At 74.7% G+C, this 17062-nt stretch carries 20 protein-coding genes; 10 read left to right on the forward strand and 10 right to left on the reverse strand.

Features of this window, described 5'->3' with window-relative positions; translation table 11 throughout:
• Positions 1 to 218: 218 nt before the first annotated feature.
• Both O4U47_RS19535 and O4U47_RS19540 read right to left on the reverse strand, forming a co-directional pair.
• A complete protein-coding gene (locus O4U47_RS19535; RefSeq protein ID WP_270679348.1) occupies positions 219 to 1031 on the reverse strand; it encodes an isocitrate lyase/PEP mutase family protein in 813 nt (270 codons plus the stop codon).
• Positions 1032 to 1043: 12 nt separating this feature from the next.
• A complete protein-coding gene (locus O4U47_RS19540) occupies positions 1044 to 1433 on the reverse strand; it encodes a VOC family protein (RefSeq protein ID WP_270679349.1) in 390 nt (129 codons plus the stop codon).
• Between the two features lie 72 nt (positions 1434 to 1505).
• Here O4U47_RS19540 and O4U47_RS19545 point away from each other — a divergent pair, with 72 nt between their 5' ends.
• Positions 1506 to 2177 (forward strand): maleylpyruvate isomerase N-terminal domain-containing protein, encoded by a 672-nt coding sequence (locus O4U47_RS19545; RefSeq protein WP_270679350.1) that lies wholly within the window; start codon positions 1506 to 1508, stop codon positions 2175 to 2177.
• 27 nt (positions 2178 to 2204) lie between these two features.
• On the opposite strand, the gene O4U47_RS19550 is transcribed toward O4U47_RS19545, so the two are convergent.
• Complete coding sequence (locus O4U47_RS19550) at positions 2205 to 3035, reverse strand: alpha/beta fold hydrolase (RefSeq protein WP_270679351.1); 831 nt, start codon at positions 3033 to 3035, stop codon at positions 2205 to 2207.
• A 92-nt stretch (positions 3036 to 3127) separates the two neighbouring features.
• Between O4U47_RS19550 and O4U47_RS19555 the strand changes: the two genes are divergently transcribed.
• Both O4U47_RS19555 and O4U47_RS19560 read left to right on the forward strand, forming a co-directional pair.
• On the forward strand, positions 3128 to 3676 hold the full coding sequence (locus O4U47_RS19555) for a CGNR zinc finger domain-containing protein (protein WP_270679352.1): 549 nt from the start codon (positions 3128 to 3130) through the stop codon (positions 3674 to 3676).
• Positions 3677 to 4232: 556 nt separating this feature from the next.
• A complete protein-coding gene (locus O4U47_RS19560; protein ID WP_270679353.1) occupies positions 4233 to 4424 on the forward strand; it encodes a hypothetical protein in 192 nt (63 codons plus the stop codon).
• Positions 4425 to 4469: 45 nt separating this feature from the next.
• Here O4U47_RS19560 and O4U47_RS19565 read toward each other — a convergent pair whose 3' ends face one another.
• Entirely contained in the window at positions 4470 to 5465 is a 996-nt protein-coding gene (locus O4U47_RS19565) for an AraC family transcriptional regulator (protein ID WP_270679354.1), read from the reverse strand.
• Between the two features lie 134 nt (positions 5466 to 5599).
• Here O4U47_RS19565 and O4U47_RS19570 point away from each other — a divergent pair, with 134 nt between their 5' ends.
• The 3 genes from O4U47_RS19570 to O4U47_RS19580 all read left to right on the forward strand — a co-directional run bounded on the left by O4U47_RS19570 (position 5600) and on the right by O4U47_RS19580 (position 9184).
• Positions 5600 to 6031 (forward strand): DUF4440 domain-containing protein, encoded by a 432-nt coding sequence (locus O4U47_RS19570; protein ID WP_270679355.1) that lies wholly within the window; start codon positions 5600 to 5602, stop codon positions 6029 to 6031.
• Positions 6032 to 6091: 60 nt separating this feature from the next.
• Positions 6092 to 7093 (forward strand): aldo/keto reductase, encoded by a 1002-nt coding sequence (locus O4U47_RS19575; protein ID WP_270679356.1) that lies wholly within the window; start codon positions 6092 to 6094, stop codon positions 7091 to 7093.
• Positions 7094 to 7759: 666 nt separating this feature from the next.
• Positions 7760 to 9184 carry a dicarboxylate/amino acid:cation symporter gene (locus tag O4U47_RS19580; protein ID WP_270679357.1) on the forward strand — a complete coding sequence of 475 codons (1425 nt, stop codon included), beginning with the start codon at positions 7760 to 7762 and terminating at the stop codon, positions 9182 to 9184.
• A gap of 67 nt (positions 9185 to 9251) precedes the next feature.
• Here O4U47_RS19580 and O4U47_RS19585 read toward each other — a convergent pair whose 3' ends face one another.
• Positions 9252 to 9815, reverse strand: coding sequence for a GNAT family N-acetyltransferase (locus tag O4U47_RS19585; RefSeq protein WP_270679358.1), 564 nt, complete (start codon positions 9813 to 9815; stop codon positions 9252 to 9254).
• A 471-nt stretch (positions 9816 to 10286) separates the two neighbouring features.
• On the opposite strand from O4U47_RS19585, the gene chrA reads away from it, so the two are divergent.
• Positions 10287 to 11585: a chromate efflux transporter gene (gene chrA, locus O4U47_RS19590; RefSeq protein WP_270679359.1), complete on the forward strand. Its 1299-nt coding sequence runs from the start codon at positions 10287 to 10289 to the stop codon at positions 11583 to 11585.
• 24 nt (positions 11586 to 11609) lie between these two features.
• Here chrA and O4U47_RS19595 read toward each other — a convergent pair whose 3' ends face one another.
• Positions 11610 to 12248 (reverse strand): TetR/AcrR family transcriptional regulator, encoded by a 639-nt coding sequence (locus tag O4U47_RS19595; RefSeq protein ID WP_270679360.1) that lies wholly within the window; start codon positions 12246 to 12248, stop codon positions 11610 to 11612.
• Positions 12249 to 12292: 44 nt separating this feature from the next.
• Here O4U47_RS19595 and O4U47_RS19600 point away from each other — a divergent pair, with 44 nt between their 5' ends.
• Complete coding sequence (locus O4U47_RS19600) at positions 12293 to 12964, forward strand: class I SAM-dependent methyltransferase (RefSeq protein ID WP_270679361.1); 672 nt, start codon at positions 12293 to 12295, stop codon at positions 12962 to 12964.
• A 49-nt stretch (positions 12965 to 13013) separates the two neighbouring features.
• Here the strand turns inward: O4U47_RS19600 and O4U47_RS19605 are convergent, their stop codons facing one another.
• Entirely contained in the window at positions 13014 to 13322 is a 309-nt protein-coding gene (locus O4U47_RS19605; protein WP_270679362.1) for a PadR family transcriptional regulator, read from the reverse strand.
• A 261-nt stretch (positions 13323 to 13583) separates the two neighbouring features.
• Positions 13584 to 14582: a helix-turn-helix transcriptional regulator gene (locus O4U47_RS19610; RefSeq protein ID WP_270679363.1), complete on the reverse strand. Its 999-nt coding sequence runs from the start codon at positions 14580 to 14582 to the stop codon at positions 13584 to 13586.
• A 118-nt stretch (positions 14583 to 14700) separates the two neighbouring features.
• Here O4U47_RS19610 and O4U47_RS19615 point away from each other — a divergent pair, with 118 nt between their 5' ends.
• Positions 14701 to 16083 (forward strand): FAD-binding oxidoreductase, encoded by a 1383-nt coding sequence (locus O4U47_RS19615; protein ID WP_270679364.1) that lies wholly within the window; start codon positions 14701 to 14703, stop codon positions 16081 to 16083.
• 62 nt (positions 16084 to 16145) lie between these two features.
• Here O4U47_RS19615 and O4U47_RS19620 read toward each other — a convergent pair whose 3' ends face one another.
• Together O4U47_RS19620 and O4U47_RS19625 are read right to left on the reverse strand one after the other, a co-directional pair.
• The gene (locus O4U47_RS19620; RefSeq protein ID WP_270679365.1) at positions 16146 to 16445 is read right to left on the reverse strand and encodes a GntR family transcriptional regulator; all 300 of its coding nucleotides are present in this window, start codon (positions 16443 to 16445) and stop codon (positions 16146 to 16148) included.
• Between the two features lie 74 nt (positions 16446 to 16519).
• Entirely contained in the window at positions 16520 to 16738 is a 219-nt protein-coding gene (locus O4U47_RS19625) for a GntR family transcriptional regulator (protein ID WP_270679366.1), read from the reverse strand.
• 140 nt (positions 16739 to 16878) lie between these two features.
• Here O4U47_RS19625 and O4U47_RS19630 point away from each other — a divergent pair, with 140 nt between their 5' ends.
• On the forward strand, positions 16879 to 17061 hold the full coding sequence (locus tag O4U47_RS19630; protein ID WP_408638997.1) for a hypothetical protein: 183 nt from the start codon (positions 16879 to 16881) through the stop codon (positions 17059 to 17061).
• Position 17062: the final 1 nt, after the last annotated feature.

Genomic DNA, 17062 nt, shown 5'->3' on the forward strand with positions numbered 1-17062 from the left:
TGACGCCCTTGGGGAAGTAGTCGCGCACCAGCCGGTTGGTGTTCTCGTTGGTGCCCTCCACCCCGCACTCCGGCGGCCCGTCACCCGGGCAGGGCCCTGAGCGGGGTACCGCCCGCGCCGCACGGCCCCCTCAACAGCGGGAGGGGCGGTTCCCCGTCAGCGCACCCGCAGCACCCCTTGCCCACCGTTGGCGCCGTGCTCTGACGGTGTGCCCTCTCTCACGGGCGGTAGGACAGGTCCGCCGGTAGAGGCCGCCTGTTGGCGGCGTCGTCGGACAGGCGGCGCAGGGCCGCGTACGCCGCGCCCATCGGGCCCGGGCCCATGCTGATCCTCGCCGCTCCGGCCGCCGCCAGCTCGTCCAGGGGCGGGCCGTCCGCCCCGGCCAGCACGCTGACCGAGCCCAGCTCCTCCACCAGCCGCTCCACCACGGGGACCGAGGCCGCCCCGAGCGCGAAGACGCAGTCCGCGCCCGCCTCCAGGTAGGCGCGGCCCCGCCGGGCCGCCTCCTCCACCGGCAGGCCTCGGGCCAGGGCGTCGGTGCGGGCGTTGACCACCATCGGCACCCCCGCCGCGTCGGCGGCCGCGCGCGCCGCGCGCAGGCGGTCGGCCTGCTCGTCCACCGGGCGCAGCGCGTCGGCGCCGTCGCCCTCCTCCAAGCCGTCCTCGATGTTGCACCCGACCGCCCCGGCGGCGATCAGCCGCCCGACACTGGCGGCCACCCCGTCCGCGTCGGCCCCGTACCCGCGCTCCATGTCGACGGTGACCGGCAGGGGCACCGCCCCGCACACGCGCCGGACCATCCCCTCCAGCTCGGCGAACGGCAGGTTCTCGCCGTCGTTGACTCCATAGGCCGCCGCCACCGCGTGGCTGGCCGTGGCCACCGCCTTGGCGCCGGGCGTGGCGGCGACCACGCGGGCACTGGCCACGTCCCAGGCGTTCACCAGCACCAGCGGGGCGCCGGGCCGGTGCAGCTCGCGCAGGCGTTCGGCCTTCTCACGTCGCGTCGGGTCATCGGGTGTCGTGTCGTTCACGCGCCGACCCTATTACGCGCCCGCCGGGTCGCTGCGGTGCAGGAGGCAGAACTCGTTGCCCTCGGGGTCGGCCAGCACCGTCCAGGGCGCGTCGTCGGGCTGCCCCACCTGCACCCGGGCCGCCCCCAGGCCGAGCAGCCGCTCCACCTCCTCCTCGGCCGTACTGCCCGCGCGGGGGCACAGGTCCAGGTGGAGCCGGTTCTTGCCCCGCTTGCGCTGCCCTGGCGGCACCGGCAGCACGACGATGCCGAAGTCCCGCAGGGGTGCCCCCTCCTCGGGGACGAGCCCGATGCCCTCCTCGCTGTCCACGGTGACCGGCCAGCCGAGCGCGCCGCTCCAGAAGGCCGCCACGGCGCGGGGGTCAACGGCGTCGATGGACAGGGCGCTGAATCGGATTCCCATGGGCCGAGCCTAGAGGGGCCGAACGGAGGCCCGCCCCGGCCGCCCGCCGGGCGGTGGCATAGCGTCGCGCCCATGGAACGAACGCGACTGCTCGGAGTGCTCGACGCCGAATGCGGGCGGCTGGGCGACGTCCTGGCCTCACTGGCCGACCGCGAGGCGGCGGCACCGACCCGGTGCGCCCCCTGGGACGTGGCCGCCCTGGCCGCGCACACCGTCGGCGCTCTGGGCCGCGTGCAGGCCGCGCTCGACCAGGAGGCGCCGCCGCGGGCCGAGGTGGACGCCGCGGGCTACTACGCGCCTGACACGCGGTTCTCCCCCGAGGTGGACGCCGACCGGATCGACAGCGCCGTCCGCGCCGCGGCCCGCCACCGTGACGCCGCCGAGCCCGGACGGCGGCTGCGGGAGCTCTGGAAGGACCTGGAACCCCGCCTGCGGGACGAGCCGCCGGGGAGGGTGGTGCGCACCCGCCACGGCGACGCCATGGCCCTGGAGGACTTCCTCCTCACCCGCGTTCTCGAACTCGTCGTGCACGGGGTCGACCTCGCCGACGCTCTGGGGCGCGACCCCTGGACCTCGCCGGAGGGGGCCGAGGCGGTCGAATCCCTGCTGTTCGGCGGGGCCGGGCGGCCCGAGGGCATGGAAGCCCTGCAGGCCTTGCGCGCCGCCACCGGCCGCCACCTGGAGGGCGGGCCGACCGCCGAGGACCTGAGGGGGTCCGGCGTCCGCTTCCTCGCCCTGGGGTGAACCGGACCCGGGGGACCGGGCCCGCCTCTACCGTCCGTCCGCGAGGAAGCCGGCCAGCACCGCGGTCAGCCGGGCCGGAGCGTCCTCCTGGAGCAGGTGGCCGCTGTCCTCCACGACGTGGAGCCGGGCCCGGGGCAGGCGTTCGGCGAGCTCGCGCCCGCGGTCGAGGGGCAGCCACCGGTCGCGGGCGCCCCACACCACGGCCGCCGGGATGTCGAGCTCATTGAGGCGGTCCTCGTATTCGGCGGTGTGGCGCATGTCGGCCTGGGCCATCTGGCGGTAGAAGGCCGGCCGGCCCTGCTCGCCCACCCAGGGCCGGGCGAGCACTTCCAGGGTCTCCGCCCGCAGCTCCTGGTCGGCCCCGTCGGCGATGTAGGCGCGCACCAGGGCCTCGTGCAGGTGCCCGGGCAGCTGCCCGAAGGTGTCGGTTTCCCGGTTGACCAGCCGGAAGAACGGGCTTCCCCACGGCCCGGCCGCCACCGCGTCGACCAGGGCGAGCCTGTCGAATCCCTTTTCCGACAGCAGTGCCGTGCGCAGCGCCACCGCCCCGCCGATGTCGTGGGCGACCACCGCGGGGCGGTCCAGCCCCCAGTGCTCCAGCAGCGAGGCGAACACCTGGTGGTGCCCGGCCAGCGAGACGTCCTGGCCCTCGTACCGGTCCGAGGCCCCGTACCCCGGCAGGTCCCACACATAGACGGTGTGCCGGGCGCTCAGAGCGCGTGCGATGTCCCGCCAGATGTAGGAGGAGAACGGCCAGCCGTGCACGAGCACCACCGGGCTCCCCTCCCCCATGCGGGCCCAGCGCACTCGGCCGTTGGCCGAGTCGAAGGTCCGGTCCAGCTCCCAGTCGGTTGCCATGCTTCCTCCACCAATGTCGTTACCGCCTTTGCGGGAATGACGGTAACCATAGCCGTTACCGCTACTCCCGTAAAGGGGGTAACCTCGTCCGCATGGCCTACACCCGCCCGCCCGCCCCGGACGACCTGCTGGTCATCGAAGAGTTCTGCAACTCGGCGCGGTTCCTCTACGGGGAGGACTCCCTGGCCTCCCTGGAGACCGCCCGCGCCTGGCTGCACGACCACGGGCACGTCCAGGCGGGGTGCGCCCTCGACAGCGACGCCCTGGCCTTCCTCGTCCGCGCCCGGGAGAGCGCACGCGAGCACCTGGAAGGCGGCGCCGACGCCCACGCCCGCCTCAGCGACCTGTCGGACCTTCTGCTGAGGCCCCCGCAGTGGGACGGGCAGGGGCGCGCGCACCTGCCCCCGGCCGACGGCGACCCCGTGCGCGCCATGGCCGCCGAGGTCTTGTCGGCCCTGGCGCTGGCAGACTTCGCCGGGCGCAGCGCGCGCCTGAAGGTGTGCCGGTCCCCGGACTGCCGCTGGGTGTATTACGACCGCTCACCGGCCAACAACAGCAGTTGGTGCAGCATGGACATCTGCGGGGCGCGGCACAAGATGCGCGCCTACCGCGACCGCCGCACCTTCCAGGGGGATGGATGAGACCGGCCATATAAGGGGCGAGCACGCGTACGGGTCCGCACGCGCCGCTGGTCGGCGCGGCCCGGTATCAGGGGGTCGAGGAGGACTACCGCGGGCTTCGGCGGTAGAGCCGTGATCTGCTCGACGGTTCGACGGCGCCGATTTGCCCAGTCCGCCATCGACTGAACTCCTCCTCCCCCCGGGCGCGCCTCGAGGAGGCGGTAGGCGCCGAGTTCGATCCTGCTGTGGGCCCAGAGCACCTCGGGCGCCGGCAGGTCCTCGGGACGGCCGGGCTGGTGGAAGGACGCGGTGCTCATGGCTCGGGGACGCCCGCACGGATGCGGGCGGGCTGCTCTCGTCAGGCGCGCCCGGCACCCGGCCGGTTCCCGTGGGCCCCGCCGCACCACGGTGCCCTCCCACCTCTCACCGGCCGCAACCGATGGCCGTGACCTGTCGCTCCTACCTGCACGCGAGACGGGGAGGCGGGCCTGGCCCTGGCGGGCGCCTCCGTCCTGGCCGGGGAGTCGGCCGCCGCCGGGGTGACCACTGGGCGGCCTTCGCGCGCTACGACCGGATCATGGGCCGCTACGCCAAGGCGGCCCGCAAGGGCAACGCCGGGCGCTTCCTCGCCCCCAGGAGCACGGCCGGGATCCGGATGCGCGCCGCGCTGTTCGCCTCCGCCACCGCCAAGCGGGCGATGCTGCGCATGGTCGACGACACCGCCTCCGACATCGCGCTGCCCGACTACCCGGCCCTCACCGCGCACTGAACACGTGCGCCGGGACCGGATCCCCTCCTACGCCCGCGACGCGCCTCACTCCCCCAGGGCGCGCTCCCGCTGCCCGTCGCACCGCCGCCGGAACTCCCCCGGCGTCAGCCCGAAGCGCTTGCGGAAGGCCAGGTGGAACCCGACCGTCGACCTGTACCCCACCCGCTCGGGGACCTGGCTCAAGGGGATGTCGCTCTCCCCCAGCAGGCGCCCCGCCTCCTGCATGCGCCGCCCGAGCAGGTGCGCCCCCGGGGTCTCGCCGACCAGCCCCCTGAAGGCCGAAGCGAACGCCGAGCGCGACATGCCCGCCTCGGCCGCCAGCGTCTCCAGGCTCCACGGCTCGGAGAAGCGCGTGTGCACCGCCAGCAGCGCGCGGGCGATACCCGGATGGCGCAGGGCCCGCAGCAGCGGAGAGGACACACCCGCCTTGAGGGCGGCCACCCGCAGCGCCAGCACGAACACCGTCTCAAAGGCGCGCAGCTCCACCAGCTCGGCCCCAGGAGCACCCCTGTCGCTGCCGGACGCCAGCCACTCCAGGGTCGCCTCGAGTAGCGGCTCGCCCGCCACCGCGGCCGCGTCCAGCACCACCACCTCGGGCAGGGCCTGGTACAGAGGGGGCGCGGCCGCCTCGTCGTAGTGCAGCCCCCCGCACAGCAGCCGGGCCGCCTCCCCGGGGCCGTCGATGCTCACCCGCCCGACCGTCCCGGGCCGCCGCCCGGGCAGGAGGGCATCCAGCGGCACTGCGGCGCTCTGCGGCCGATCGGCCACGACGTGCTCGCTACCGTGCGGGAACACCGCCAGGTCGCCCGGCCCGAGCGCCAGCGGCGGGGCGCCGCCGGGCATGCTCACCACGCACGACCCCTCGCACATGTAATGCACCACCGCGCACGGCTCGCGCCTTCCCTGCACGCTCCAGGGCGCGCGCACCGACCAGTGGCTGGAGTAGACCCCGCGCAGGCGGACGGGCGCCAGCACGGCGCTGAGCAGGTCCTCCGAAGCGGGCGGGTGGTCCGCCCCGTCGGTGGCGTCTTCGGCTCTCATGGACGATCCTTCAACGGGATCGGACTCGCGTTCATCGACGGTACAGGGCGGCCGGGGCAGGCTGGAAGTCCCACACACGTCCCGGTGACGCCGGGACGCCCCTAGAGACAGCGAGACAGGACGAGGAGCCCGCAATGCACGCCGCCGTCGAGGAGATCGCCGACCTCCACCGCCACATCGGGGCCTGGCTGCGCGGAGAGGCAGCCCCCGACACGCTCGGGGACTTCCTGGGCATGCTCACCCCCGGGTTCCGGCTGCACGCGCCCGGCGGGGACGTCGTGGACGCCGCCGCGCTGGAGAAGGGCTTCCCCTCCGCGCACGGGAGCGCGCCGGGGCTGGTCCTGACCATCCGCGAGCCGCTCGTGGTGGCCGAGGACGACGGCATCGTCGTGGCCGCCTATGAGGAGCACCAGGACTCCCCCAGGGAGCGCTCCGTGCGCCGCTGCACGGTGGTCTTCCTTCGCGACGCCGCCGCCCGCCACGGGCTGCGGTGGCACCACCTGCACGAGACCTGGATCCTCGCCCCCGAGGACGGCGACACCCCGCCGCAGGAGACGGATGCCTGAAGCGCCCCGGGCGGGGCCGGGGGTTGCCTTGGAGCGCACTCCAGGGGCCAGCCTTCGGCCATGCGCTACACCACCATCGGAAGCGGGCGGTCGGCCCGCCGTGTGAGCACCCTGTGCCTGGGCGTCCTGCCCTTCGGCACCACTGTCGACGAGGGCGCGTCCTTCCGGCTGCTGGACCGGTTCGTCGAGGCCGGGGGAACGTTCCTCGACACATCCAACAACTACGCCTTCTGGACGCCGGGCGGGCGGGGCGGGGAGAGCGAGGCCCTCCTGGGACGCTGGCGGGCCGCGCGCGGGATCGGCGACGAGGTCGTCGTGTGCACCAAGTCCGGCGCCCTGCCCACCACACCGGGCACGAGCTACGAGGAGGGGTCGGACGGGCTGTCCCCCGCCGCCCTGGACGCCGCCGCCGAGGCCGGCGCCCGCCGCCTGGGCACCGAACGCCTGGACGTTCTCCTCGGGCACATCGAGGACCACGACACCCCCATCGAGAAGACCGCCGAGGCCTACGCCTCCCTGGTCGAGGAGGGCCGCATCGGCATGTGGGGGCTCAGCAACCACACCCTGCCGCTGCTGGAGCGCGCGCGGGCCGCCGACACGGCCGCCGGGCGACCGGGGGCGCAGGTGCTGCAGTACCGCTACACCTATGTGCGCCCGCGCCACTGGGACCCCATGGCCAACGGGCGGCAGGTGGTGGCCGACGACGGCATCCTGGAGTTCGTCCGGCGCGGCTCCCCGGTGTCCGGGCGGCCGGTGATGATGGCCTACTCCCCCCTGCTCCACGGCGGCTTCACCCGCCAGGACCGGCCCCTGCCCGAGCTTTACGACCACGCCGGGACGCGTCGGCGCCTGGCCGCCCTGGACGAGGTGGCAACACGCACCGGCGCCACCCGCAACCAGGTGGTGCTGGCCTGGCTGATGGGGCACGAGGTGCCGGTCGTGCCGGTGTTCGGCGCCAGCACGCCCGGGCAGCTGGAGGAGGCCTTGGAGGCGGCCGACCTGGAGCTGACGGCGCAGGACCGGGAGGTCCTGGACGCGCCCGACCCCGCGCCGGACGCCTGAGGCCCCGCGCCGCGGCCGCCCTGGCCCTGCTCGGTGTGCCACGTCGCGGACGCCCGCGACGTGGCACACCGGGGCGGCGTCCGGGAGCCGCGACGGCCTTCGGCCGTCAGGGCGGCCACGGCTCCGGGGCGCGCGGCATGATGAGGTCGCGTCCGCTGGAGTGGGGGAGCTTCCGGTGGCCGTCCGCCGACAGGCGTCCCGCCGGTGCGGACACCTCAGGCCGGGATCCCCGAGATCTCGAGGGAAACGACGCTGCAAGCGCGGTTGCTCCTCGTGTTCGGCGCAACGTGTGGAGTTGCGTCGACCGCTGGGGGACTTTGGCCCGACCAGGGGTTCGGAGGGGGGCAGGGCCCGTCCCTGGCCGCCATCGCCTGGGCCCTGGGGCCGGGCCGACCGCGCCGGCCTGGTTCGAGGGAAACGGCACCACTCCAGCGGACGCGTCCCATGATGACCTGCGCAGATGAGGGCCGGGCGCACTGGTGTGCGCCCGTGGGGAGCCGGCCGCCCCGCCGTGCTCGGGGCGCCGGATCCGGCCATCCCTTTTGTCGGGGAACAGCGCTCCGTGTTCACGATCGTGCTGCTCAGTGACGGGGTTGTGATGTGTACACGGCCGCAGAACCGGTATAAACCCCCCATTCCGTGCCCCCGAGACGTGGAAGGACACCGATGTCCCCACAGAGCGAGCGCCGCTCCCTATGGCGCAGCTACCTGGAGTTTCCCCTGATCTGGAAACTCGCCATCGCCCTGGTGGCCGGGCTGGCCGCCGGGCTGGCCCTGAACGCGCTCGGCGGCGCCGCGTTGACCGGCGCCGTCCGCCAGGTCCTGGAGGTCCTGGGCCAGATCTTCCTGCGGCTGCTGCAGATGCTGGTGTTCCCGCTGATCATCAGCACCCTCATCGCCGGCGTCTCCTCGGTCACCCCCCAGCGCCTGGGGCGCATCGGCTTCAAGGTGTTCCTGTTCTACCTGGCCACCTCGGCGTTCGCGATCACCATCGGGCTGGTCCTGGCGCTGATCGTCTCGCCGGGCGCGGGACTGAGCATGCCCGGCGACGGGGAGGAGGCCGCCGAGCGGCCCCCGCTGTCGGAGACGCTGCTCAACATCGTCCCCGACAACCCCTTCCAGGCGCTGGTCGACGGCAACGTCCTGGCCATCATGCTGATGGCCATCGTCTTCGGGCTCGCCCTGACCTTCATGACCGGCAGCGACGATGAGCGCGTGCGCGGCCTGGGCCTGTTCCTGCGGCGCGGCGTCGACGGCGCGGTCGAGCTGGTCTTCCTGGTCATCCGCGGCGTCCTGCAGTACGCCCCGGTCGGCGTGTTCGCCCTCATCGCGGGCGTCATGGCCGACACCGGTGTGGCGGCGATCCTGCCGCTGGCCAAGCTCACCGGCGTCGTCTACTTCGCCATCGCGCTGCAGATCGGCGTCTACGTCCTGCTGCTGCTGGCCTTCCGCGCCAACGTGCGCCGGTTCTTCGGCGCCGCCAAGGACCCCATGCTCACCGCGTTCGTCACCCGCTCCTCCAGCGGCACCCTCCCGGTCTCCAGCCGGGCCGCCGAGAAGATGGGCGTGCACGAGGGCGTCTACGGCTTCAGCCTGCCCCTGGGCGCCACCATCAACATGGACGGCACCGCCATCTACGTGGGCGCGGCGACCGTGTTCGTGGCCAACATCGCCGGGGTGGACCTGACCTTCGGCCAGATCCTCACCGTGGTGGCGGTGGGCGTGCTGGCCTCGGTGGGCACCGCCGGGGTGCCCGGCGCCGGGCTGATCATGCTGTCCATGACCGTCACCTCCACCGGGCTGCCCATGGCGCCCGTGGCCCTGGTCGCCGGGATCGACGCGATCCTCGACATGGCCCGCACCATGTGCAACGTCACCGGCGACCTGACCGGTACCCGCATCATCGCCGGGACCGAGAAGGGCATGCTGGAGGATCCCGACGCGCCGCAGGACCCCCAGGGCGCGGCCGATGAGCCCGGGGCCGGAGTCGGAGCCCCGCCCGGCGAAGGGCCGGACACCGCTCCCGAGGTGGCGTCCGCCGCCGAGGGGGGCGGGTCGGCCGAAGGCGCCGACAAGGGCGGTACCGCCTGACCCCCGCCGTGTGAAACGGGTGCGGCCCCGGCGTCGAGCCGGGGCCGCACCCGTTTGCGGAGGCCCCTCACAGCTCCTTGGCGAGCTCGACGAACTCCAGGTCGTCGCGGAGCGGGATGCCGAAGCGCTCGTCGCCGTAGGGGAAGGGGGCGCTCTTGCCGGTCAGCGCGTAGCCGCGGCGCTCGTACCAGGCGATGAGGGCCTCGCGCTGGCGGATCACCAGCATGGTCATGCGCCGGGCGCTCCACACCCGGGCGGCCTGGCCCTCGGCCTCGGCCAGGACCGCGCGGCCGATCCCCCGCCCCTGGGCCAGGGGGCTGACCGAGAACATGCCGAAGTAGGCGTCGCCCCCGTGGTCGCCGCGCAGCTCGCAGCAGGCCAAGAGGTCCTGGGAGCCGGTGTCCTCGGCCAGGATCACGACCGTGTCGGGCGAGGCGATCAGCTCGCCCACGTTCTCGGCGTCCACCCGCTGGCCGTCCAGCAGGTCGGCCTCGGTGGTCCAGCCCTTCTTGGCCTCCTCGCCCCGGTAGGCGGAGTTGACCAGGTCGACCACGGCCTTGACGTCGTCGTCGGCGGCCTGGCGCAGCCGGGCCCCGGCGACGTTCTCGGTGAATCGGGTGCCCTCGCGCATGTTCCCCCTGACGTCCTTCGGCGGCGGCCCCTCGTCGCGAATCGGGAGCGACCGGGGCGACTCGGCAGGCCACAATGCTATGCCCGCCCGGGAACGGGCCGTGACGGCGGTGGGGCGGCGTCCGCTCGGAGCGAGGGGCCCGTGCGCGCTCGACCGCCGAGTCGGACCGGTACCTGCCCGCCTTGCGCGGGGCCTCGTCCACCGCCTCCTCCGCCCGGCCTCCCGCCGTTCACTCCCCGTTCCCGGCCGGTCCACCGGCGCCGGGACCCCGGTCTGCCACCTTCGAACCGCCCGGGTGCAGGGCGCCGTCCCGCCCCCGCGCAGCGCAGGTGGAGGACGGCCCGGGACCGCCGGGGCGAACGCCCAGGTCCGGTACGGGGGCGCCCTGACGGGCCGTGCGGTAAGGTCGCTCCATATCGGGTCCCGATATCGGTCGCCGATACCCCGCCCCTCGGCCCGCGGAGGAGGACCATGACCACACCGCCGCCCCCTCCGAAGCACATCGATCCGGGCCCGGCGGGCACCCGCGGCACCGTCCGGGAGGTCTTCGGGGCCTTCCTCGGGCTGGGGCTGACCTCCTTCGGCGGGCCCGTCGCGCACCTGGGCTACTTCCACGACGCGTTCGTGGTGCGGCGCCGCTGGCTCGGCGAGCGCGACTACACCGACCTGGTCGCCCTGTGCCAGTTCCTCCCCGGCCCCGCCTCCAGCCAGGTCGGCATGGCCCTGGGGCTGCGCCGTGCCGGGTACGCCGGAATGGCCGCCGCCTGGGTCGCCTTCACCCTGCCCTCGGCGGTGCTCATGGCCGCCTTCGCCCTGGGCGCCCAGGCGCTCGCGCCCGACCCCGGGGCCGGGTGGCTCCTCGGCCTGAAGGCGGCCGCCGTCGCGGTCGTCGCCTACGCGCTGTGGGGCATGGCCGCCAAGCTCGCCACCGGGGTGCGCCGCGCCTCGGTCGCCCTGGCCGCCATGGTCCTGGTCCTGCTGCTGCCCTCCTCCCTGAGCCAGGTGGCGGCCATCGCGGCCGGGGCCGCCGCCGGGCTGCTCCTGCTGCGCGATCCCCCTGGCGCGGACCCGACCGGCCGGGCGGACCGGGAAGGCGGCCACGAGGAGGAGGCCGGGACGGACGCCGAGAGCGACGGGCCCACGCCGGGCGCCGCCCCCGTGCGGCACCGCACCGCCCTGGGGTTCCTGGCCGCCTTCGCCGCCCTGCTGGCCGCGCTGCCCGCCCTGGCGGCGCTGTTCCCCTCCACCGCGCTCATGCTCGCCGACGGCTTCTACCGGGCCGGTGCGCTGGTGTTCGGAGGCGGGCACGTGGTCCTGCCGCTGCTGGAGTCCGAGGTCGTCGGATCCGGCGCGGTGGGCCGGGAGTCCTTCCTGGCGGGCTACGGCGCCGCGCAGGCCGTCCCCGGGCCGCTGTTCACCTTCGCCGCCTACCTGGGCGCGCTGATCCCCGTCGCGGGGAGCCCCCTGCTGGGCGCGGCGGTCGCACTGCTCGCGGTCTTCGCCCCCTCGGCGCTGCTGGTGGCCGGGGCGCTGCCGTTCTGGGACCGGCTGCGCGCCGACCCCCGCGCCCGCGCCGCCGTGGCCGGGGCGGGCGCCGCGGTGGTGGGCATTCTGGCCGCCGCGCTGTACGACCCGGTGTTCACCGAAGGGGTGACGTCCGCGGCGACGATGGCGGTCGCGGCGGCGGCGTTCGTGGCCCTGGCGGTGTGGCGCACCCCGGCCTGGGCCGTGGTCATCGCGGCCGGGGCCCTCGGATTCCTCCTGCTGTAGCGCGCCGGAGCGGCGCCGGACCGCCTACCCGGGGTCGGCGCACAGCTGGGAGGTCAAGGTGGTGCGGGCCCACTCCTCCCACCGCTCCGGCGGCCAGCCGCGGTCGCGGACGAAGACCAAATAGAGCTCGGGGCTGAGCAGGCCGTACAGCAGGTCCGCCGCCTCCTCCACGCCCAGGCCCGGGCGAACGCCGGGCTTGCCGGCCAACACCTCGGCGGCCGCGCGCATCACCGTGTAACGCGGGCCGGGGTCCTGCGGCCACTGCACGGCGATCTCGGGGTCGGTGGCCGCCGCGGCCGAGACCAGCGGCACGATCGGGGCGACCCGGCCCAGGATCCGCCCGGCGCCGCGCACGTGCGCGCGCAGCTGCCCGGCCGCGGTGGGCTCGGCGCACATCGAGCGGAACCACGCGCGGTCCATCGTGGCCACGGGCTCGGCGTCCCCGGCGATGGACGTGTCGACGACGTCCTTGAGCAGCGTGCGCTTGTTCCGGAAGACGAAATAGACCGTCTGGACGGCCACGCCCGCCCGGTCCGCGACCTCCTGCAGGCTCGTCGCCCCGTACCCCTGCGCGAGGAACAGGTCGTGGGCCGCCTCGATGACCTTCTCGCGCGTGCGGCGCGAACGCTCGGCGCGCTTGTCGGGCCTCTTGACCTCACTCATATTCTGAGCCTATCTCTAGAGTCCGACTCTAATTCGGAGGGACCATGAACCGGCCCACCCCCCGCACGCCCGACCCGGACCCGGCCGCCCTTCCGCCGGACCGGGAGGAGGCGGCGGTCCACCGCGCCCTGGAGGACTTCTACCGTGCGGGAAGGCCGCCGTGGGACAGCGGTGTGACACCGCCCGAGCTGGTCGCCCTGGTCGAGGGGGACGGCGCGCCACCGCCCGGCCGCGCCCTCGAACTCGGCTGCGGCACCGGGACCAACGCCGTCTACCTCGCCCAACACCGCTGGGAGGTGACGGCCCTCGACCTGGTCGAGGACGCCGTCGAGCAGGCCAGGCGCAAGGCCCGGGCCGCGGGTGCGCCGGTCCGGCTGCTGCACGGCGACGCGACCCGCCTCGACGAGCTGGACGCCTCCGGCCCCTTCGACCTGTTCTTCGACCTGAGCTGCTTCTGCGGGATCCCGCTGCACCGCCGCGGCGCCTACGCCGACGGGCTCACCCGCCGCGCCGCTCCCGGGGCGCTGCTGCTGATGTTCGGGTTCGGCCCCGGAGCGCTCGATGGGGCCTTCGCGGACGCCGCCCCCGCGTCGTGGGCGGCCGGCATCACCGCCGACGAACTGCGGGCCAGGTTCGCCGGGTGGGAGCTGGCCGACGTCACACCGGGCACGAACGAGGTGCCGACCTTCTGGTTCACGCTGCGCCGCGACGCCTAGAGAGTCGGCCGCAGGCCTCGGCCGGGCCCTCCGGCGGCCGTGTCCCGGCTCATTCCGGGACGTCGGCTCCCAGCACCTCGCGTGCCAGCTCACGCAGGGCGGCGCGGTCCTCGGCCAGGACCCGCCGCCCCTGATCGGTCGCCTCGTACACGCGCCGGGTGCGCCCCTCCACCACGCGCTGCTCGGACACCAGCAGCCCGTCGGCCTCAAGGCGGTGCAGCGTCGGGTAGAGCGTCCCGGGGCTGATGTCGTAGCCGTGCGCGGCCAGCTCCCGCGTCATCCAGGCGCCGTGGATCTCCCCCTCGGCGGCGTGGTGCAGGATGTGCAGCCGCACCGCCCCCCGGATGAAGTCGCGCATCCCTCGCCTCCCCGCGCCTCGGCTTCCACGAGTCTGCCCGCACCCTATGTCACGGAACCGATATCGGGCGCCGATACCCGTCCGCGCTCAGCGGTGCGGGACGAGCACGCCCCATCCCATCTCCGTGTGCCCGGACCTCAGGCGGGCATCGCCTCCTCGTCCGGGTGGCCGGGGTTAGCACGCGGCCACCCGTGGCCCGCCCCTGCTGACGCCGGTGTTCAAGTCAGCCGTAGCGATCACGGCCCGCCCCGGCCGGGCGCGCTACCGCTCTTCCGGAACGTCCTCACCACCCGCTCCGTCTCCGTGCAGGCCGTACAGCGCGGCCAGCGCCGCGGTCTCCTCGGCCATGACATCGCGCGCGCTCTGCGGGGCCGACACCCGCACATCCCCGCCGAACTGCAAGAGCTGGCGTACGGCCCGCACCTCCGGGTAGGCCAGCACCGCCCCGCACCACTCGGCGCCCGACTCCGGTTCGGGCGGCTCCGCCAGGAAGGGGCCGAGGATACGGGTGAACAGTGCCGCCTTGGACGCGCGCACACGGACGTGCACCCGCACCCCCTCGGGGCGGCGCTCCACCTGCCCGCGCAGCTCCTCCCACACCGCCACCGGATCCTGCCCAAGGCGCCTGCGCACCGGCTCCTCCAGCTCCCGCGCCCACAGCACGCGGTCGACACGGAACAGCCGCGGCTGCCCCGCCGCGTCGGCCACCAGGTACCAGACCCCGGCCTTGGCCACCAGCGCGTAGGGGTCGGCGGTGTACTCGGCCTCGCGGCCGTCGCCGTGCCGGTAGCCCAGGCGCAGCCGCCGGTCGCCGAAGAGCGCCCCCTTCAGCACCCGCAGGTCGGCGTCGGCGCGCGGGCCGCTGTACCAGCGCTCGGCCTCGACGATGATGCGTCGGCTCATCTGTTCGGCGGCGGGCCGGTGCGGGGCCGGAAGGGCCGCCATGACCTTGCGCAGCGCCGAACCGAGCGCGCCGTCCAGCCCCAGCGCGCTGTGCGCGCCCCCGGAGGCCAGGACGAAAAGGGCCTGGGCCTCGGGGGCGGTCAGCCCGCTCACGTCGGTGCGGAACCCCGGCAGCAGCGCGATGCCGCCGCGCCGCCCGCGCTCGGCATAGACCGGAACCCCGGCGGCCGAGAGCGCCTCGACGTCCCGGTACACCGTGCGCACCGACACCTCCAGGCGCTCGGCCAGCTCGGCGGCCCTCACACGGGAGCGGGTCTGCAACAGCAGCAGGATCGACAGCAGCCGGTCGGACTTCATTCCTCCATGGTGGCCGAAAAACATGACGGCAAGTGTCAAGTTTTGCCGGGATGCTCCCTACCTGTCAGCCGGAGCCCCCAGGGGCGGGGCCCGGACAGGACCGACGAAGGGGCGGGGCATGAGCGAGGCGACCACGACCACCGGCATTCCGGCCGGGGACGCGCGAGCACTGGCGGCGGCGGCGCGGGGGCCGGTCCTCCTGGCCGGGGACGCGGGGTTCGACGCCGAGTGCGCCAACTTCCAGACCTCGGTGCCGCACCGGCCCCGCCTGGTCGTGGGGGCGGCATGCGAGGACGACGTGCGCTTGGGGGTGGCCTTCGCCGCCGAGCACGGGATGAAGGCGGCGGTGCAGGGCACCGGGCACGGGCCGGGCGTCCCCGCCGACGGCGGCCTGCTCATCACCACGCGCCGCATGGCCGAAGTGAGTATCGACCCGCACCGGCGCACCGCCCGCATCCAGGCGGGCGCCCCGTGGGGCGCGGTGGCGCGGGCCGCCGCCGAACACGGCCTGGCCGCCCTGAGCGGGTCGGCCCCGCACGTGGGGGCGGTGGGCTACCTGCTGGGAGGGGGCCTGCCCCTGCTGGGTCGCACCTTCGGGTGGGCGGCCGACCGCGTGCGCTCGGTGCGGGCCGCCACCGCCGACGGGCGCCTGCGCACACTGACCCCCGAGGACGAACCCGGGCTGGTGCGGGGCCTGCTGGGCGGGCGCGGCGGCCTGGCGGCCGTGACCGAGGTGGAGACCGGGCTGGTGGAGCTGGAACGGATCTTCGGCGGCGGGCTCTATCTCGACGCCACCGACCCCGCCGCGGCCTTCGGCGCCTACGTGGCCTGGACGCGGGGGCTGTCGGCCGAGATGAACTCCTCGGCCGCAGTGATCCCCGTCCCGGATGCGCCCGGGGTGCCCGAGGCGATCGCCGGGCGCACCGTCATGCACGTGCGCATCGCCTACACGGGGCGGGCCGCACGGGGGCGGGAACTGGTGGAGCGCCTGGACGCCGGGCCGGTGCTGACGGGCGGGCTCAGGGAGATGCCCGCGAGCGAGTCGGGCAGCGTGCACGCCGAGCCGGACACCCCGGTGGCCTGGTCCGGCGACACGGCGGTGGTGCGGGACCTGCCGGGCGGGGCGCTGGGCGTCCTGGGCGGCGCCGTCGAGCCGGGACCGGGCGGGCCGGTCATCGCCGAGGTGCGCCACATGGGCGGTGCGCTGGCCGGGGAGGGGCAGGCGATGGTGGGCCACCGGGAGGCGGCCTACTTCGCCAACGTGCTGACCATGCCGGGCGAGAAGGTCGATCCACAGGCGGCGCGCCGCGTGCGGGAGGCCGCCGACGGGCTGCGGCCGTGGTCGCTGGGGCGCCTGCCCACCTTCCTGCCGAGCGGGGAGTCGAGCACGCCGGAGGTGGTGCGCAGCGCCTACACGGAGGAGGACGCGGCCCTTCTCAGGCACCTGAAGGCCGAACACGACCCGGCCGACGTGTTCGCCTTCGGCCACCGCGTGGACTGAGGGACGGATGGGCCGGGGCGTCGGCGCCCCCGGCGCCCCGCTTCAGCCGGGCGGTGTCCCGGTCACTCCTCCCCGGAGGAGGTTCCCTCCGGGCCGCGCTCCAGCACGTAGGCACCCTTGCCCGTGACCGTGCGGACATAGCCGAGGCGCACCAAGAGGTCCACCGTCTTGCGGGCGGTGTTCACCGCGACTCCGAACTCCCCTGCCGGCTGCGCGGCGCTGGGGATCGGTCGGCGGGGCCGGTAGACGCCGGCCTCGATGCGCGCCGCCACGACGGCGGCCAGCTGCAGCCAGACGGGTTCGGGGCCGTCGTAGTCGAGCTCGTCGTCCGGGCCGAAGCCCTCGGGGATCCGCGCGTCCATGGGCCGGAACATGGCCTGCTCCGGGGCCGCGCGGTGGCGAACAAGGCAGGTCGTCGACGTACCGAACCGCGCGGTCATGCCTGTCCGGGTGCCACTCCCTGTGCGCCCGGTTCGGCGACGTAGGTGCCGCGCTGGGGGACGACGAACAGCACCCCCTCGTCGACCAGCAGTCTGATGGTTCGCCGCACCGTGGTGCGCGCCAAGCCGTACTCCTGGACCAGCCGCGCCTCGGAGGGGATCGGCCGGTTCGGCGCCCAGTCCCCCGCGCTCGATCCTGGCCCGCGGGATGTCACTGAGCTGGCGGTAGGGCGTGACCGGGTGCTCGTCGTCGATCTGGTCATCAGGACCGAATTCCATAGCCACGACGTTAGAAGTCTGTTGACCAACAGCTTCAAGGAGATACGTCTAGGTACGTACAGATACCAGTTCGGCTATGATCGCATCCTCACAAGAAGACCCCGGCGACGGCGGGGAGCTGTCGTTCATCAGCACCGCGGCCACCTTCGGAACGCCGTTGGACGTGACCGTCGCCGAGCTGGTGATCGAGTCCTTCTACCCGGCCGACGAGGAGACCGCCCGAGCGCTGGGCGCGCGTGCGGCGCCCCGGTCCGCCTGAA

Source organism: Nocardiopsis suaedae, assembly GCF_027706745.1.
Taxonomy (GTDB): Bacteria; Actinomycetota; Actinomycetes; order Streptosporangiales; family Streptosporangiaceae; genus Nocardiopsis_A; species Nocardiopsis_A suaedae.

Excerpts from the sequence above, each read along its gene's own strand:
- O4U47_RS19540 (WP_270679349.1), bottom strand. The coding sequence starts at position 1,433 with ATGGGAATCCGATTCAGCGCCCTGTCCATCGACGCCGTTGACCCCCGC.
- O4U47_RS19545 (WP_270679350.1), top strand. The coding sequence starts at position 1,506 with ATGGAACGAACGCGACTGCTCGGAGTGCTCGACGCCGAATGCGGGCGG.
- O4U47_RS19550 (WP_270679351.1), bottom strand. The coding sequence starts at position 3,035 with ATGGCAACCGACTGGGAGCTGGACCGGACCTTCGACTCGGCCAACGGC.
- O4U47_RS19555 (WP_270679352.1), top strand. The coding sequence starts at position 3,128 with ATGGCCTACACCCGCCCGCCCGCCCCGGACGACCTGCTGGTCATCGAA.
- O4U47_RS19560 (WP_270679353.1), top strand. The coding sequence starts at position 4,233 with ATGGGCCGCTACGCCAAGGCGGCCCGCAAGGGCAACGCCGGGCGCTTC.
- O4U47_RS19565 (WP_270679354.1), bottom strand. The coding sequence starts at position 5,465 with ATGAGAGCCGAAGACGCCACCGACGGGGCGGACCACCCGCCCGCTTCG.
- O4U47_RS19570 (WP_270679355.1), top strand. The coding sequence starts at position 5,600 with ATGCACGCCGCCGTCGAGGAGATCGCCGACCTCCACCGCCACATCGGG.
- O4U47_RS19575 (WP_270679356.1), top strand. The coding sequence starts at position 6,092 with ATGCGCTACACCACCATCGGAAGCGGGCGGTCGGCCCGCCGTGTGAGC.
- O4U47_RS19580 (WP_270679357.1), top strand. The coding sequence starts at position 7,760 with ATGTCCCCACAGAGCGAGCGCCGCTCCCTATGGCGCAGCTACCTGGAG.
- O4U47_RS19585 (WP_270679358.1), bottom strand. The coding sequence starts at position 9,815 with ATGCGCGAGGGCACCCGATTCACCGAGAACGTCGCCGGGGCCCGGCTG.
- chrA (WP_270679359.1), top strand. The coding sequence starts at position 10,287 with ATGACCACACCGCCGCCCCCTCCGAAGCACATCGATCCGGGCCCGGCG.
- O4U47_RS19595 (WP_270679360.1), bottom strand. The coding sequence starts at position 12,248 with ATGAGTGAGGTCAAGAGGCCCGACAAGCGCGCCGAGCGTTCGCGCCGC.
- O4U47_RS19600 (WP_270679361.1), top strand. The coding sequence starts at position 12,293 with ATGAACCGGCCCACCCCCCGCACGCCCGACCCGGACCCGGCCGCCCTT.
- O4U47_RS19605 (WP_270679362.1), bottom strand. The coding sequence starts at position 13,322 with ATGCGCGACTTCATCCGGGGGGCGGTGCGGCTGCACATCCTGCACCAC.
- O4U47_RS19610 (WP_270679363.1), bottom strand. The coding sequence starts at position 14,582 with ATGAAGTCCGACCGGCTGCTGTCGATCCTGCTGCTGTTGCAGACCCGC.
- O4U47_RS19615 (WP_270679364.1), top strand. The coding sequence starts at position 14,701 with ATGAGCGAGGCGACCACGACCACCGGCATTCCGGCCGGGGACGCGCGA.
- O4U47_RS19620 (WP_270679365.1), bottom strand. The coding sequence starts at position 16,445 with ATGGACGCGCGGATCCCCGAGGGCTTCGGCCCGGACGACGAGCTCGAC.
- O4U47_RS19630 (WP_408638997.1), top strand. The coding sequence starts at position 16,879 with ATGATCGCATCCTCACAAGAAGACCCCGGCGACGGCGGGGAGCTGTCG.